Source organism: Streptococcus oralis, assembly GCF_026782345.1.
Lineage (GTDB): Bacteria > Bacillota > Bacilli > Lactobacillales > Streptococcaceae > Streptococcus > Streptococcus oralis_CK.
Window position 1 is genome coordinate 1 of sequence record NZ_JAKUWI010000007.1, and the last position, 15305, is coordinate 15305.

General features: G+C 42.3%; 12 protein-coding genes, 11 tRNA genes and 1 pseudogene. 22 read left to right on the top strand and 2 right to left on the bottom strand.

The features are described 5' to 3' along the window. Positions 1–33: 33 nt before the first annotated feature. From MK405_RS09180 to MK405_RS09230, 11 genes are all read left to right on the top strand, one after another. Positions 34–104, top strand: a tRNA-Gly gene (locus tag MK405_RS09180). 35 nt (positions 105–139) lie between these two features. Next, positions 140–213 (top strand) — tRNA-Ile (locus MK405_RS09185). 11 nt (positions 214–224) lie between these two features. Beyond that, positions 225–296, top strand: a tRNA-Glu gene (locus tag MK405_RS09190). 6 nt (positions 297–302) lie between these two features. Further along, positions 303–392 (top strand) — tRNA-Ser (locus tag MK405_RS09195). A 10-nt stretch (positions 393–402) separates the two neighbouring features. Continuing rightward, positions 403–476, top strand: a tRNA-Met gene (locus MK405_RS09200). A 4-nt stretch (positions 477–480) separates the two neighbouring features. Continuing rightward, positions 481–553: transfer RNA gene (locus tag MK405_RS09205), tRNA-Phe, on the top strand. A 17-nt stretch (positions 554–570) separates the two neighbouring features. Continuing rightward, positions 571–651: transfer RNA gene (locus tag MK405_RS09210), tRNA-Tyr, on the top strand. Between the two features lie 11 nt (positions 652–662). Further along, a tRNA-Trp gene (locus MK405_RS09215) sits at positions 663–733 on the top strand. 14 nt (positions 734–747) lie between these two features. Further along, a tRNA-His gene (locus MK405_RS09220) sits at positions 748–820 on the top strand. Positions 821–833: 13 nt separating this feature from the next. Beyond that, positions 834–905, top strand: a tRNA-Gln gene (locus tag MK405_RS09225). A 9-nt stretch (positions 906–914) separates the two neighbouring features. Next, positions 915–998 (top strand) — tRNA-Leu (locus tag MK405_RS09230). 113 nt (positions 999–1111) lie between these two features. Here MK405_RS09230 and MK405_RS09235 read toward each other — a convergent pair. Next, positions 1112–1507, bottom strand: a pseudogene (locus tag MK405_RS09235) (transposase); the annotation flags it as partial. 223 nt (positions 1508–1730) lie between these two features. Here MK405_RS09235 and MK405_RS09240 point away from each other — a divergent pair. The 8 genes from MK405_RS09240 to MK405_RS09275 all read left to right on the top strand — a co-directional run bounded on the left by MK405_RS09240 (position 1731) and on the right by MK405_RS09275 (position 9883). Further along, positions 1731–3008: a glutamate-cysteine ligase family protein gene (locus MK405_RS09240; RefSeq protein ID WP_268704863.1), complete on the top strand. Its 1278-nt coding sequence runs from the start codon at positions 1731–1733 to the stop codon at positions 3006–3008. Between the two features lie 75 nt (positions 3009–3083). Continuing rightward, positions 3084–4568, top strand: coding sequence for a threonine synthase (thrC, locus tag MK405_RS09245; RefSeq protein ID WP_268704864.1), 1485 nt, complete (start codon positions 3084–3086; stop codon positions 4566–4568). 60 nt (positions 4569–4628) lie between these two features. Then, the gene (locus MK405_RS09250) at positions 4629–5909 is read left to right on the top strand and encodes an MATE family efflux transporter (protein WP_268704865.1); all 1281 of its coding nucleotides are present in this window, start codon (positions 4629–4631) and stop codon (positions 5907–5909) included. A 3-nt stretch (positions 5910–5912) separates the two neighbouring features. After that, complete coding sequence (locus MK405_RS09255; RefSeq protein WP_268704866.1) at positions 5913–6524, top strand: HAD family hydrolase; 612 nt, start codon at positions 5913–5915, stop codon at positions 6522–6524. A gap of 174 nt (positions 6525–6698) precedes the next feature. After that, positions 6699–7913, top strand: a complete 1215-nt coding sequence (locus MK405_RS09260) for a LysM peptidoglycan-binding domain-containing protein (protein WP_268704867.1) — start codon at positions 6699–6701, stop codon at positions 7911–7913. A 149-nt stretch (positions 7914–8062) separates the two neighbouring features. Continuing rightward, positions 8063–8926, top strand: a complete 864-nt coding sequence (locus MK405_RS09265) for a DUF2262 domain-containing protein (protein WP_268704868.1) — start codon at positions 8063–8065, stop codon at positions 8924–8926. 158 nt (positions 8927–9084) lie between these two features. Then, positions 9085–9510: a MarR family winged helix-turn-helix transcriptional regulator gene (locus tag MK405_RS09270; RefSeq protein ID WP_000723482.1), complete on the top strand. Its 426-nt coding sequence runs from the start codon at positions 9085–9087 to the stop codon at positions 9508–9510. Between the two features lie 10 nt (positions 9511–9520). After that, entirely contained in the window at positions 9521–9883 is a 363-nt protein-coding gene (locus tag MK405_RS09275) for a DUF1304 domain-containing protein (protein ID WP_268704869.1), read from the top strand. Positions 9884–9923: 40 nt separating this feature from the next. Here the strand turns inward: MK405_RS09275 and MK405_RS09280 are convergent, their stop codons facing one another. Further along, positions 9924–10781, bottom strand: coding sequence for a DUF975 family protein (locus MK405_RS09280; protein WP_268704870.1), 858 nt, complete (start codon positions 10779–10781; stop codon positions 9924–9926). A gap of 116 nt (positions 10782–10897) precedes the next feature. Here MK405_RS09280 and tgt point away from each other — a divergent pair, with 116 nt between their 5' ends. The 3 genes from tgt (at position 10898) to nagA (ending at position 15281) form a co-directional block, all read left to right on the top strand. Beyond that, a complete protein-coding gene (gene tgt / locus MK405_RS09285) occupies positions 10898–12040 on the top strand; it encodes a tRNA guanosine(34) transglycosylase Tgt (RefSeq protein ID WP_001285233.1) in 1143 nt (380 codons plus the stop codon). Positions 12041–12171: 131 nt separating this feature from the next. Then, complete coding sequence (locus tag MK405_RS09290; protein WP_268704871.1) at positions 12172–13989, top strand: acyltransferase family protein; 1818 nt, start codon at positions 12172–12174, stop codon at positions 13987–13989. Positions 13990–14129: 140 nt separating this feature from the next. Next, entirely contained in the window at positions 14130–15281 is a 1152-nt protein-coding gene (nagA, locus tag MK405_RS09295; protein WP_001134447.1) for an N-acetylglucosamine-6-phosphate deacetylase, read from the top strand. The last annotated feature ends 24 nt before the right edge of the window (positions 15282–15305 follow it).

The window sequence follows — 15305 nt, forward strand, 5'->3', positions numbered from 1 at the left end:
GTCAGCGGTTCGATCCCGTTAACTCCCATTTTAGCGGGTGTAGTTTAGTGGTAAAACTACAGCCTTCCAAGCTGTTGTCGCGAGTTCGATTCTCGTCACCCGCTTTGAACTTTGTTCAAATACCAAGTTTTTTTAACTTGGGCGCGTAGCTCAGGTGGTTAGAGCGCACGCCTGATAAGCGTGAGGTCGGTGGTTCGAGTCCACTCGTGCCCATCTATGGATATGGTCCGTTGGTCAAGGGGTTAAGACACCGCCTTTTCACGGCGGTAACACGGGTTCGAATCCCGTACGGACTATTTGTTGGAGGATTACCCAAGTCCGGCTGAAGGGAACGGTCTTGAAAACCGTCAGGCGTGTAAAAGCGTGCGTGGGTTCGAATCCCACATCCTCCTTTTATATTAACGCGGGATGGAGCAGCTCGGTAGCTCGTCGGGCTCATAACCCGAAGGTCGTAGGTTCAAATCCTGCTCCCGCAATATTGGCTCGGTAGCTCAGTTGGTAGAGCAATGGATTGAAGCTCCATGTGTCGGCGGTTCGATTCCGTCTCGCGCCATATTTTATTTATAACTTGGAAGGGTAGCGAAGAGGCTAAACGCGGCGGACTGTAAATCCGCTCCTTCGGGTTCGGGGGTTCGAATCCCTCCCCTTCCATTGCTTTAGTTACGGGCATAGTTTAAAGGTAGAACTAAGGTCTCCAAAACCTTCAGTGTGGGTTCAATTCCTACTGCCCGTGTTAATAAAATTATGGCGGGTGTGGTGAAGTGGTTAACACACCAGATTGTGGCTCTGGCATGCGTGGGTTCGATCCCCATCACTCGCCTATTTTATATTATTGGGGTATAGCCAAGCGGTAAGGCAAGGGACTTTGACTCCCTCATGCGTTGGTTCGAATCCAGCTACCCCAGTTACTATTTGCCGGCGTGGCGGAATTGGCAGACGCGCTGGACTCAAAATCCAGTGTCCGCAAGGACGTGCCGGTTCGACCCCGGCCGCCGGTATAGTAATAATGACAAGGTTTCTATACCTTGTCTTTTCTTTTATCTGATTATCTGTATTTGCTTGAGTTACTAAAAATTATGGCTCTTTGTCAACTGTAGTGGGTTGAAGTCAGCTAAGATCGAGAAAGGACGAATTTCGTCCTTTCTTTTTTGATGTTGAGAGCGATGAAAATCCGTTTTTGAACTTTTCAAAGTTCCTAAAACTAATGGCATTTCGCTTGATAAGTTTGATGAGATTATTAGTCGCTTCTAATTTTGCATTAGAATAGGGTAACTGAAGAGCGTTGACGATTTTCTCTTTGTCCTTGAGGGAAGGTTTTAAAGACAGTCTGAAAAAGAGGATGAACCTGCTTTAGATTCTCCTCGATGAGCCTGAGCCTAGAAATTCGAAAGCGAAGCTGTTTAGCTAAGTCATAGTAAGGACTAAACATATCCATCGTAATGATTTTCACCTGACAGCGAACGATTCTATCGTAGCGAAGAAAGTAATTTCGGATGATAGTTTGTGTGGTTACTTACAGTTTACACCAATGAAACGCTATGAGTTTTTTGTTGCACTATATTTTACAATTTATCACACAAAAATAGGCTCCATAATATCTATAGGGGATTTACCCACTACAAATATTATAGAGCCTTATTTTGAGTGCCATTCTAATCTTTTTTGCTTAGATTTTTGGTATAATATTATTTATTCACAATTTATTTTGATTATGAAAGTGTTGGTATTTGATGTCTCGGTCTGTTGAATTACTAAAGAAACGTTACTTAAAGAATATAAAAGAGAACCCAGATTTATTTATTGGGATTGAGTTAGAATTTCCTATTGTAAATTTAGAGGGTAAAGCTACAGATAGTGAAGTTGTTAAGGATCTCTTTCGGTATTTACCATCAGTACTGGGTTTTACTATCGAAAAAGTGGATGATTTTGGGAATCCAATTCAGTTGTTTGATCCAGTCAGCCAAGATACGATCTTGTTTGAGGTTGCTTATACGACAATTGAGTTTGCATTCGGAAAAGCTGAATCTATCCAAGAGGTAGAAGAACGCTTTAACTTCTATATGGCTACGATTCAGAATAAGTTAGGTGAAGCTAATCATGCTATTGTTGGCTGTGGCCTTCATCCTAACTGGGATAAAAATGAGAATTGTCCAGTGGCTTATCCCCGCTATCAGATGTTGATGGATTATCTGAATTTGAGTAGAAATGTAACTAAATCAGATTTACATCATTTCCCTGAGTATGGTGCCTTTATCTGTGGAAGTCAGGTTCAACTAGACGTTTCAAGGTCCAACTACCTGCGTGTTATCAATGCTTTTACTCAGATTGAAGCTGCCAAAGCTTATTTGTTTGCAAATTCTGAGTTTTCGGGGGCAGATTGGGATACCAAAATTTCGAGAGATATTTTTTGGGAAAAATCTATGCATGGTATCTATCCAGAGAACATTGGTGTCAATGCTAGACTCTTTAAAGATGAGGATGATTTTTTGGATTACCTAAATCATTCTGCAATTTTTACTGCGGAACGTGATGGACAGACCTATTATTTTTATCCTATTCAGGCTAGGGACTATTTGGCTACACCTGAAATCCAGGCATTTTCCCTTAATGGGGATGAGGTTCTTATTTACCCTCAGGAGGAGGATTTCGAAACTCATCGTAGTTATCAGTATCAAGACTTAACGACTCGAGGAACAGTTGAGTTTCGTAGTGTGTGTACACAGCCACTTGATAGGACTTTTACTTCAGGAGCTTTTCACTTGGGATTGTTGGTTAATTTAGACAAACTGGAATCTTACTTAGAAGCAGCACCTTTCTTTAAAGTGTTTGGGCGTAATTATAAGTTTTTAAGGCGACAATTTTCTAAGAAAAAGCTTACAGCTCCAGAAGAAGCGGCTATTGTCGATTTTTCAAAAGACTTACTCATCCTGGCAGAGGAGGGACTGGAGAAAAGAGATAAGCAAGAAATGGTTTATTTACAGCCTTTGAGAGACAAATTGGGGTTATAATTTTTGTTATAAAGCGAGAATTTTCTGAAAAATCATGATATAATAGAAGAGACTATAGATAAAGGATAGAGATTCATGACATTAGTTTATCAATCAACGCGTGATGCCAACAATACAGTAACTGCCAGCCAAGCTATTTTGCAAGGTTTGGCGACGGACGGTGGTTTGTTTACACCGCTTACTTATCCAAAGGTGGATTTGGACTTTGAAAAATTAAAAGATGCTTCTTACCAAGAAGTGGCTAAGTTAGTTTTGTCAGCCTTTTTAGATGACTTTACGGCTGAGGAGTTGGACTACTGTATCAATAATGCCTACGATAGCAAGTTTGATACTCCAGCTATTGCGCCATTGGTGAAACTGGATGGGCAATACAACTTGGAACTGTTCCATGGTTCAACCATTGCCTTCAAGGATATGGCCTTGTCTATCTTGCCATACTTTATGACAACAGCTGCTAAGAAACATGGCTTGGAAAACAAGATTGTCATCTTGACAGCAACATCTGGAGATACTGGGAAAGCTGCTATGGCGGGGTTTGCCGATGTGCCTGGAACTGAGATTATCGTCTTTTATCCAAAGGATGGTGTCAGCAAGGTACAAGAGTTGCAAATGACCACTCAGACTGGAGATAATACCCATGTTATCGCTATTGATGGAAACTTTGATGATGCACAAACAAACGTCAAACATATGTTCAACGATATAGCTCTTCGTGAAAAGTTGGCTGCCAATAAACTGCAATTTTCATCAGCTAACTCTATGAACATTGGTCGTTTGGTACCACAGATTGTTTATTATGTTTATGCCTACGCTCAGTTGGTCAAGTCTGGTGAGATTGTAGCTGGTGAAAAGGTCAACTTCACAGTACCAACAGGAAACTTTGGAAATATTTTGGCTGCCTTTTATGCTAAACAAATCGGTCTTCCAGTTGGCAAATTAATCTGTGCTTCAAATGACAATAATGTTTTGACAGACTTCTTCAAGACACGTGTTTACGACAAGAAACGTGAGTTTAAAGTGACAACTAGTCCATCTATGGATATCCTGGTATCTTCAAATTTGGAGCGCTTGATTTTCCATCTTTTGGGGAATGATGCGGTTAAGACAGCTGAACTCATGAATGCCTTGAGTACACAAGGACAATATGAATTGACAGACTTTGATGCAGCGATTCTGGAACTCTTTGCAGCTGAATATGCGACTGAGGAAGAAACTGCGGCAGAAATTAAACATGTTTATGATACAGCTGTCTATATCGAGGATCCACACACGGCGGTTGCCTCAGCTGTTTATAGAAAATACCAAGCGGCTACTGGCGATGCGACTAAGACAGTGATTGCTTCAACAGCTAGTCCATACAAGTTCCCAGTGGTTGCCGTAGAAGCGGTAACAGGAAAAGCAGGCTTGACAGACTTTGAAGCCTTGGCTCAATTACATGACATTTCAGGAGTGGCAGTGCCACCAGCGGTTGATGGCCTTGAAACAGCTCCAGTTCGTCATAAAACAACAGTGGCAGCTGCTGACATGCAAGCAGCGGTTGAGACTTATCTAGGACTTTAAGACAGAGGCAGTAAACTCGGTTGGGAAACCAACTGAGTTTCTTTTCATCAGGAGGAAGGATTGTTTAAGAAAAATAAAGACATTCTTAATATTGCATTGCCAGCTATGGGTGAAAACTTTTTGCAGATGCTCATGGGAATGGTGGACAGCTACTTGGTCGCCCACTTGGGCTTGATCGCTATTTCAGGTGTTTCAGTGGCTGGCAATATTATCACCATTTACCAGGCGATTTTTATCGCTCTGGGAGCTGCTATTTCCAGTGTTATTTCAAAAAGTTTGGGGCAGAAAGATCAGTCCAAGTTGGCTTATCACGTGACAGAGGCTCTCAAGATAACCCTATTGCTGAGTGCACTTTTAGGCGCTTTATCCATCTTTGCTGGGCAAGAGATGATAGGGCTCTTGGGAACTGAGCAGGATGTGGCCGAGAGTGGTGGACTCTACCTATCTTTGGTGGGTGGATCGATTGTTCTCTTGGGTTTGATGACCAGTCTGGGTGCCTTGATTCGTGCAACGCATAATCCGCGTCTACCTCTCTATATTAGTCTTTTATCCAATGCCTTGAATATTTTTTTTTCAAGTCTAGCTATTTTTATCCTTGATATGGGGATAGCGGGTGTTGCTTGGGGGACTATCTTGTCTCGTTTGGTTGGTCTTGGGATTTTGTGGTCACAATTAAAACTTCCTTATACGAAACCGACTTTTGGACTGGATAAAGATTTACTGACCTTGGCTTTGCCAGCAGCTGGAGAGCGGCTTATGATGAGGGCTGGAGATGTAGTTATCATTGCTTTGGTCGTTTCTTTTGGGACGGAGGCAGTAGCGGGGAACGCAGTCGGAGAAGTCTTGACCCAGTTTAACTATATGCCTGCCTTTGGCGTCGCTACGGCGACAGTCATGCAGGTAGCTCGAGCAGTTGGGGAGGATAACTGGGAAAGAGTAGATGATTTGAGCAAGAAAACCTTTTGGCTTTCCCTGCTTCTCATGTTGCCCTTAACTCTCAGTATCTATGCCTTGGGGACACCATTGACTCATCTCTATACGACCGACCCTGTAGCGGTCGAAGCGAGCGTTTTGGTTGCACTGTTCTCTCTACTAGGAACCCCCATGGCGACAGGGACAGTTATTTATACGGCAGTTTGGCAGGGCTTGGGAAATGCTCGCCTCCCCTTTTATGCGACAAGTATTGGGATGTGGTGTATTCGCATTGGAACAGGATATCTGATGGGGATTGTTCTTGGTTGGGGCTTGCCTGGTATTTGGGCAGGGACTCTTTTGGATAATGGTTTCCGTTGGTTATTTCTACGTTACCGTTACCAGCGTTATATGATGTTGAAAGGATAGAAGATGCAAAAAACAGCTTTTATTTGGGATTTAGACGGGACTTTATTGGATTCTTACGAAGCGATTTTGTCAGGGATTGAGGAGACCTTTGCTCAGTTCTCTATTCCTTATGATAAGGAGAAAGTGAGAGAGTTTATCCTCAGGTACTCTGTGCAGGACTTGCTGGAGAAGGTGGCAGAAGAGAGAAATCTGGATGCGGAAGTGCTCAATCAGGTGCGTGCCCAAAGTCTGGCTGAGAAAAATGCCCAGGTAGTTTTGATGCCAGGTGCGCGTGAGGTGTTGAATTGGGCAGACCAAGTAGGGATTCGGAACTTTGTTTACACTCATAAAGGGGACAATGCTTTTACTATTCTAAAGGATCTGGGATTGGAATCCTATTTTACAGAGATTTTAACCAGTCAGAGTGGCTTTGAGCGCAAGCCTAGTCCAGAAGCGGCTACCTATCTGTTAGACAAGTATCAGCTGGATCCTAATAATACCTATTATATAGGGGACCGGACTTTGGATGTGGAATTTGCCCAGAATAGTGGCCTTCAAAGCATCAACTTTTTAGAGTCTTCTTATGAAGTGAATCACAGGATTCAAGCACTGGCAGATATTCCTCGTATTTTCTAGGATTAGGAGCGAGAAGATTGTGTCAGTTGTGTGACAGAGACCTAACAAACTATTTCAAGTAATCGAGTTTGTTACAAGGAATAGACAGTTCTATTAAATAGGCCCGAGAGGGCTTTTTTTCAGCTTTTTTTGTGTTATGATAGACAGGTACTCATTTGAAAGGAATATGAACGAATGAAGAAAAGAATGATTTTAGTCTCAACAGTAGCCTTGTCATTTGCCCCAGTATTGGCAACTCAAGCAGAAGAAGTCCTTTGGACTGCACGTAGTGTTGAGCAAATCCAAAACGATTTGACTAAAACGGACAACAAAACAAGCTATACAGTACAGTATGGTGATACCTTGAGCACCATTGCAGAAGCCTTGGGTGTAGATGTCACAGTTCTTGCAAATTTGAACAAAATCACCAATATGGACTTGATTTTCCCAGATACTGTCCTCACCACAACTGTCAATGAGGCAGAAGAGGTAACGGAAGTTGAAATCCAAGCTCCTCAAGCAGATGCTAGTGAAGAAGTGACGACTGCGACAGCTGATTTGACGACAAATCAAGTGACAGTTGATGAACAAACAGTTCAAGTAGAAGATCTTTCTCAACCAATTGAGGAAGCTCCAACTGCAACAGAGGCTGAAAAACCAGCAGAAGTAGCGCCAAGTTCAGAAGTTTCTGAGACAGCGACAGTTGCTGAAGAGACACCATCTACAGAAACACCTGTAGCTGAAGAAACAGCTGAAACGACTCCAGTGGAAGCACCAGTAGCAGAAACAACTCGCCCAGTTGAAGAAGAAGCTCCTCAAGCAGCGACTCCAGCTACCGAAGAAACGGCAGCAACGACTCCAGCAGAAGCCCCAGCAGCAGCTGCTCCAGCAACTGAAACACCTGCTGATACAACAGGAACAAGTGTAGCAGAAGAAACAGCAGCATCAACAGCAACTTCTGACACTGCAACTTCGACTTATCAAGCAGAGCAAAGCCAAACTCCTTCAATAACTTATTCAGCTCCAGCGGCTCCTGACTATGCAGGACTTGCTGTAGCTAAGTCTGAGAATGCTGGTCTTCAACCACAAACTGCAGCCTTCAAAGAAGAAATTGCCAATTTGTTTGGAATTACATCCTTTAGCGGCTACCGTCCTGGTGACAGTGGAGACCATGGTAAAGGATTGGCCATCGACTTTATGGTCCCAGTGAGTTCAGCACTCGGAGATCAAATTGCAGAATATGCAGTCAAAAATATGGCTAGCCGTGGTATCAACTATATCATCTGGAAGCAACGTTTCTACGCTCCATATGATAGTAAATATGGACCAGCCTACACGTGGAATCCAATGCCGGATCGTGGTAGTGTGACCGAAAACCACTATGACCACGTTCACGTATCAATGAATTAAGAATAATAAGAAGCTATACATTTAAAAGTGTAGCTTCTTTTTGTGTAAAATAGTGTCGATAAGTGAAATAAAATCTAAAACATGTTAAAATGTAAGCGAATACAAAACTATACTAACGCTTTTAAGCATAGAGAGAAAGGATGAAGTGAATGACAAATCGATTAAAAACTCCATTTGAGAAAACAAGAGATGATTTTGAAGAGGAATTTTGTGGTGAAATTGTCGAATTCTTGATTTTTACCCTCCAAAATGTAACTGGGGCCGCTTCTTTAAAAGATGGTTGTAAAATGCCGTCCGTTCATTTTAAAGCTAGTGTCAATGTTGCAACCCAGGAATTCTCTGAACGTGAGGGACGTTTGGAATGGGTATTGACTCCTGAGGAATTTGAAGAAAAGAGATGGGGCTTTAGTTTTGAACCCTACAAAATTCATCATATCAAATGTCAAAAACGCCCCTTCATGGAGTTAGAGCCATATATGTCAGAAGTAGCTAATAACTGCTACCACTTGCTGGAATACCTAGATGACCAATCCTCAGACTCTAGGTTAGAGACCTTGATTGAAACCTATCAAAAACCGGTCATCATTCAAGACGATATTGGCGAATTCACCTTAAACAGAGCCTATTCTTGGTTTGAAGGATTTATCACTTACGAGGGTGGTAAGATTCATGCTATCTTTGCTGCGAGTGCAGATGAAAGTCTCCCTCCAAGTTCTTTTGATGATCTAAAGAAATTTATGGAAACTTTCCAAGTTCAAGATACTCGGATTAAAGACTATATTGTCAAAGAACTGTGGGAAACAGCTCAAGACTGGATAGATTCAGATGAAAATGATGTGGAGTTAACAGAAGAGTATTTTACCAACTCTCTTTCCTTGAGTGAACTATCGATCAACGAAGACGGGGAATTGACCCTCTACTATGATGATAGCGAGGAAATTTTTGCAGGCCATGCCATCGAAGTTGTCATTGATAAAGAGGGAGAAATCCTTCGAGCAGATTTGGTAGGTTAGTGCTGGATTTTATCTAGAATATAGAAATAATAGCCTTTTGGGATTGAAACCAAGAGGCTATTTTTCGTGAGTAAGCAAAATAGTTGCATTTTTAATCTTTCTGTAATATACTTGATAACTCAATAGTTGATAAATCAAGTGTACGCAAGGAGGTAGAAATGAAAAAAATTAACGACTTACTGTACCAGCTCCATTTAACAGATCAGATGATCACTCAACTTTTTGAGAAACAATTGGGAATTAGTTTGACCCGCTATCAAATCTTGCAGTTTTTACTGCAGCAGTCACCCTGCAACCAGATTGCCGTTCAGGAGAAGTTGCAAATCGACCAGGCGGCCTTGACCCGTCATTTTAAGATACTAGAGTCAGAGGGCTATGTCAGTCGCAAGCGTAATCCGGCCAATCAGCGAGAAGTCTTAGTTGAATTAACCCAAGAAGCCAAGAATCAACTCTTAGTCAGTCCGCCTAAACATCATTTGCGAGTGAAGGAACAGATGGAGAGCATCTTATCGACAGCCGAGCAGAAAGAGCTAACAACTTTACTGACGAAACTAGTGTCAGGTCTAGAAAAAATAGAATTTTAAGGAGAAAACGATGTCAATCATTACTACTATTTTAGCAACTATCGTTGCTTTGGAGCATTTTTACATTTTTTATTTGGAAAGTGTGGCTACGCAATCAGACACTACTAGTCGAGTGTTTAATGTGGATAAGGAAGAACTGGCTCGTCCTTCAGTGAGTTCATTATTTAAAAATCAAGGAATTTATAATGCTTTGATAGGTGCCTTTCTCTTGTACGGGATTTATTTCTCACAAAGTTTGGAAATTGTGACCATCTTTGTTTTATTTGTGCTTGGTGCAGCGACCTACGGTTCTCTGACAGCAGACAAGAAGATTCTTCTGAAGCAAGGTGGGCCTGCTATTTTGACTCTGCTGAGTATGTTGCTTTTGAAATAAGAAAACCAGCGTTTTGAACGACGTTGGTTTTTGTAGACTCTTATCCATTTCGACGTTTACGGGCTAGTAGGACTCTGTAAAAGAAGATGTGATTATTCTGGATATAGGGAAGGATTGAAAAACTAGCAATTCCAAAGGTGATCCAGTTGAGGAAGTACCAAGGGAGTAGTTGTAGGTCGAGGACAAAGCGTTGGAATTTGTAACCCTTCATCAAGAAACGGCTGGTTTTCAGGATTTGACGGGGTTTAGCCTGTCCTAAATCCAGAGTGTCGCAGAGGAGGAATTCTACCTGCGAGTAGGCATAATGTTGCGGTACGTAGAGGAGATTGCCCACAATCATCAAGATGAGGCTCGCGAAAAAGTAGAGCCCAAAGGTCATAAGGAATTGCTCGGTTTCAAGGGATGAGAGGTCTAATTTTGGAAATTCAGGATGTAGGGCGACAAATCTTCGAGCCAAGAGATTGCTATAAAAAAGGAAATAAATGCCTACTAAGTTTGGAATGCTCCATAAAAATAGGTAGAAACGTTTGAGGAGCAGGGTCAGGAAGGTTTGCGAGAAGCGCTCTTCAGCAAAGAGGGCCAGGCTTGATTTTACTGAGAGTTCCGTATCAGGATCCTTGAGGAGTCGGAGTGTCGCAAAAGCAGCACCTGCTAGAAAAATCGTGCTCATAAAAGAAACCACTAGTGGGAAGAGGTAGGCTTGGAGCACTTGTGCCAGCATGCTGAAAAAGGATTGCTCTAAAACACTTTCTTGGAGACGAGCCAAGGGGTTGAGAAAGCCTGATAAGATGACCAGTATGCTAGGTAAGAGATAGACGAGAAAGAGGCGGGGATTTTCAGCCTGAAATTGCCTAGTTTGCAGACGAATGGTTTTTAAATCAATTTTTGGGTATTTCATTCTTTCATTATACCATAGTTCGTGACAGTTCCTGGTTTTTTTGATAAAATCATACAGTATGCCTTTGGGCACAAAGTATGAACTGGGACTGTCTTTCCCAGCTTCGGAGGTAGAAAATGTCAGATTCACCAATCAAATACCGTTTGATTAAGAAAGAAAAACACACAGGAGCTCGTCTAGGAGAAATCATCACCCCACACGGTACCTTCCCGACACCCATGTTTATGCCAGTTGGGACCCAAGCCACTGTTAAAACCCAGTCACCTGAAGAATTAAAGGAGATGGGATCAGGGATTATCCTCTCTAATACTTATCATCTCTGGCTTCGTCCTGGAGATGAACTCATCGCACGCGCAGGTGGTCTCCACAAGTTCATGAATTGGGACCAACCAATCTTGACGGATAGTGGTGGTTTCCAGGTTTATTCCCTAGCAGATAGCCGAAATATCACAGAAGAAGGCGTAACCTTTAAAAACCATCTCAATGGTTCCAAGATGTTCCTATCGCCAGAAAAGGCTATCTCTATTCAGAACAATCTAGGCTCAGACATCATGATGTCTTTTGATGAATGTCCTCAGTTTTATCAACCTTACGACTACGTTAAGAAATCCATCGAGCGTACCAGTCGTTGGGCCGAACGTGGCTTAAAGGCTCACCGTCGTCCGGAGGATCAAGGTTTGTTTGGAATTGTGCAGGGGGCAGGATTTGAAGACCTTCGCCGTCAGTCAGCTCACGACCTTGTCAGCATGGATTTCCCAGGTTACTCTATCGGTGGTTTGGCAGTGGGAGAAACGCACGAAGAGATGAATGCAGTCTTGGACTTCACAACTCAACTGCTACCTGAAAACAAACCTCGCTATTTGATGGGTGTCGGAGCTCCAGATAGCTTGATTGATGGGGTTATTCGTGGTGTGGATATGTTTGACTGTGTCTTACCGACTCGTATCGCTCGTAACGGAACTTGTATGACCAGTCAAGGTCGTTTGGTTGTCAAAAATGCCCAATTCGCTGAAGACTTTACGCCACTGGATCCTGAGTGTGATTGCTACACATGTAAGAACTACACACGCGCCTACCTTCGTCATTTGCTCAAGGCTGATGAAACCTTCGGAATCCGCTTGACTAGCTACCACAACCTCTACTTCTTGCTTAATCTGATGAAGCAAGTGCGTCAAGCCATCATGGATGACAATCTCTTGGAATTTCGTGAGTATTTTGTAGAAAAATATGGCTACAACAAGTCAGGACGCAATTTTTAAAGTGTAAAAATAGAATGCCAAAATCCTAAGTTTTCTCTTAGGATTTTTCTTCTTTTTTTGATAAAATAAGGTGTATTATGGAATAAAAATTAGATGTTTTTAAGATCTAATTGAGTGGGGAATAAACTCGCATGCGTATTAAATGGTTTTCCTTGATTAGGATTACAGGTTTACTTTTGGTGCTTTTGTACCACTTCTTTCAAACAATCTTTCCTGGAGGATTCTTTGGGGTAGATGTCTTTTTCACTTTTTCAGGATTTTTGATCACCTCCCTCCTTTTAGAAGAATTTGGGAAGGCACGCCAGATTGATTTACTAGGCTTTTTTAAGAGACGGTTTTACCGCATCGTACCACCTGTGGTTCTGATGGTTTTGGTGACCATGCCCTTTACCCTCCTAGTTCGCCAAGACTATGTTGCTGGAATTGGTGGCCAGATTGCTGGAGTTCTCGGTTTCATGACCAACTTCTATGAGATGTTAACAGGGGGAAGTTATGAATCCCAGTTCATTCCGCATCTCTTTGTTCATAACTGGAGTCTAGCTGTTGAGGTTCACTACTATATTCTTTGGGGCTTAGCGGTTTGGTTCTTATCGAAACGTTCAAAATCTAGTAGTCAATTGAGAGGGATGGTATTTCTTCTTTCTACGGGAGCTTTCATCATTAGCTTTTTCTCTATGTTTATTGGTAGTCTAATGGCTAGTTCCCATTCGTCTGTCTACTTTTCAAGTTTAACCCATGTCTATCCCTTCTTTTTAGGAAGCATTTTGGCGACGGTTGTAGGTGTTCGTCAGACGAGCGATTTAGTCAAGCAGTTTGACCGGACGTGGGATCTTCGTCAGAATTTACTGGTGTTTGCTGCAGGTCTTTTGGTATTAGTGCTCTTGACTTTCTTTGTCAAGTTCACCTACCTGTTTGCTTATCTATTCGGTTTCTTACTGGCAAGTTTAGCGGCCGTGACCATGATTTTTGCTGCGCGTGTCTTGCATGAGAAAACGCCTGAGATACGAGAACCTCATGTAATCACATTTTTAGCGGATACCAGCTACGCGGTTTATCTCTTCCACTGGCCTTTCTATATTATCTTTTCGCAGTTGATGAGCAATCTGCCAGCTGTTATTTTAACCGTTATCTTTTCCTATTTCTTCGCTATCCTATCTTTCTATATTATTGAGCCATTGATTGCTGGTAAGACCAACGCTTTAGTTAGAAAAATCACTAAGCTACATCATATCAAACCCATTAGTGCTAGTATTGTGGGCGCTCTTTCCTTACTTACCTTGATTATCATAGCTATGGCTCCTCAAGTTGGAGCCTTTGAGACAGACTTGATGATCAATGGTTTCAAGCAAGCTCAGACCAATATAGGACAAACAAAGACTCTTGCTGAACAAGCTGAAGTCAGTCGCCTAGGAATTTCTGAAGGAACGAGTCTGATTGGGGATTCAGTGACTTTACGTGCCAATACAGCCTTAAAAGAGGCACTTCCTGATGCAAATATCAATGCTCAGGTTAGTCGGACGACCAAGCAAGCCAATGATATCATGCTCAATAATAGTCAGAACAAGGCGCTTTTAAAAACAGTTGTCATTGCAACGGGAGTCAACAATCCTGAAGGCTATAAGAATGATTTGGACAGCATCGTTAACAATCTACCGAAAGGACACCATCTGATACTGGTGACACCTTATGAGGGAGACAAGAGCAAGGACACTTATGCATCAGTGGAGCAGTATGCGGCTTATGCGAGAGAATTAGCTGAAAAGAATCCATATGTGAGCGTCGCTGACTGGAATAAGGTCGCTAAGGAACACCCTGAAATCTGGGCTGGAACTGACCAAGTCCACTTTGGAAATGATAGCAACATGATTGAAGAAGGTGCTAAACTTTACGCAGAAACGATTGTAGCTGCTGTCAAGGCTGCTCAAGAGCTACCTGTAAAATCAAAATAAGATCAAAGAGTTGGAGAAATCCAGCTCTTTTAAAATATCTATGAAAAATAGGTCTATACCATTTACAAATGAAAAAGAAAGGTTTATAATGTAATTGACATAATAAATTCTAGAATCAATCTATCAAGGAGGTTATCATTATGCCTAATTATATTAAAGCGGATCAGTTTTTCTACCCACACGGAGTTCGTCGTGGCGGTTACTTGGAACTTGTGGATGGCAAGTTTGGCAAACATGTAGAACAGATTCCTGAAGGAGCTGAGGTGATTGACTATACCGGTTATAGCATTGCACCAGGACTTGTGGATACCCACATTCATGGATTTGGTGGTGTGGATGTCATGGACAATAACATCGAAGGAACCCTTCATACCATGAGTGAAGGCTTGCTTAGCACGGGTGTTACCAGCTTCTTGCCAACGACTTTGACTTCCTCTTACGAGCAGTTGCTTGCGGTAACTGAAAATATCGGTGCTCGTTACCAGGAAGCAAGTGGAGCCAAGATTCGTGGAATCTATTTTGAAGGGCCTTATTTCACAGAGAAATACAAGGGAGCTCAAAACCCTGCTTACATGAAAGATCCTCGTATGGATGAGTTTCGTGCTTGGCAAAAAGCAGCCAATGGCTTGCTTAATAAAATCGCCCTTGCGCCAGAGCGTGAAGGTGTAGAAGACTTTGTTCGTACCGTTACGGGTGAAGGAGTGACCGTTGCTCTTGGACACTCAAATGCGACATTTGATGAAGCTAAAAAAGCAGTCGACGCTGGAGCAAGTGTTTGGGTACATGCCTACAACGGAATGCGTGGGTTGACTCACCGTGAGCTCGGTATGGTGGGAGCCATGTATGAGTTGCCACATACTTACGCAGAATTGATTTGTGATGGTCACCATGTGGATCCAAAGGCCTGTGATATTTTGCTCAAACAAAAAGGAACTGAAAATATCGCTCTTATCACAGACTGTATGACAGCTGGTGGCTTGGAAGATGGAGACTACATGTTGGGAGAATTCCCAGTAGTAGTTGCCAATGGAACTGCTCGCCTCAAATCTACAGGCAATTTGGCAGGTTCTATCCTCAAACTCAAAGATGGTTTGAAAAATGTAGTCGAATGGGGCATTGCGAATCCGCATGAAGCAGTCATGATGGCCAGCCTCAACCCAGCAAAATCTGTTCACATCGATGATGTGTGCGGTCAAATCCGTGAAGGTTATGATGCTGACTTTATCGTCCTAGATAAAGATTTGGAATTGGTAGCAACCTACCTAGATGGTGTGAAACGTTATCAAGCCTAAGAAGATAAAAATAGGGGTCAATAA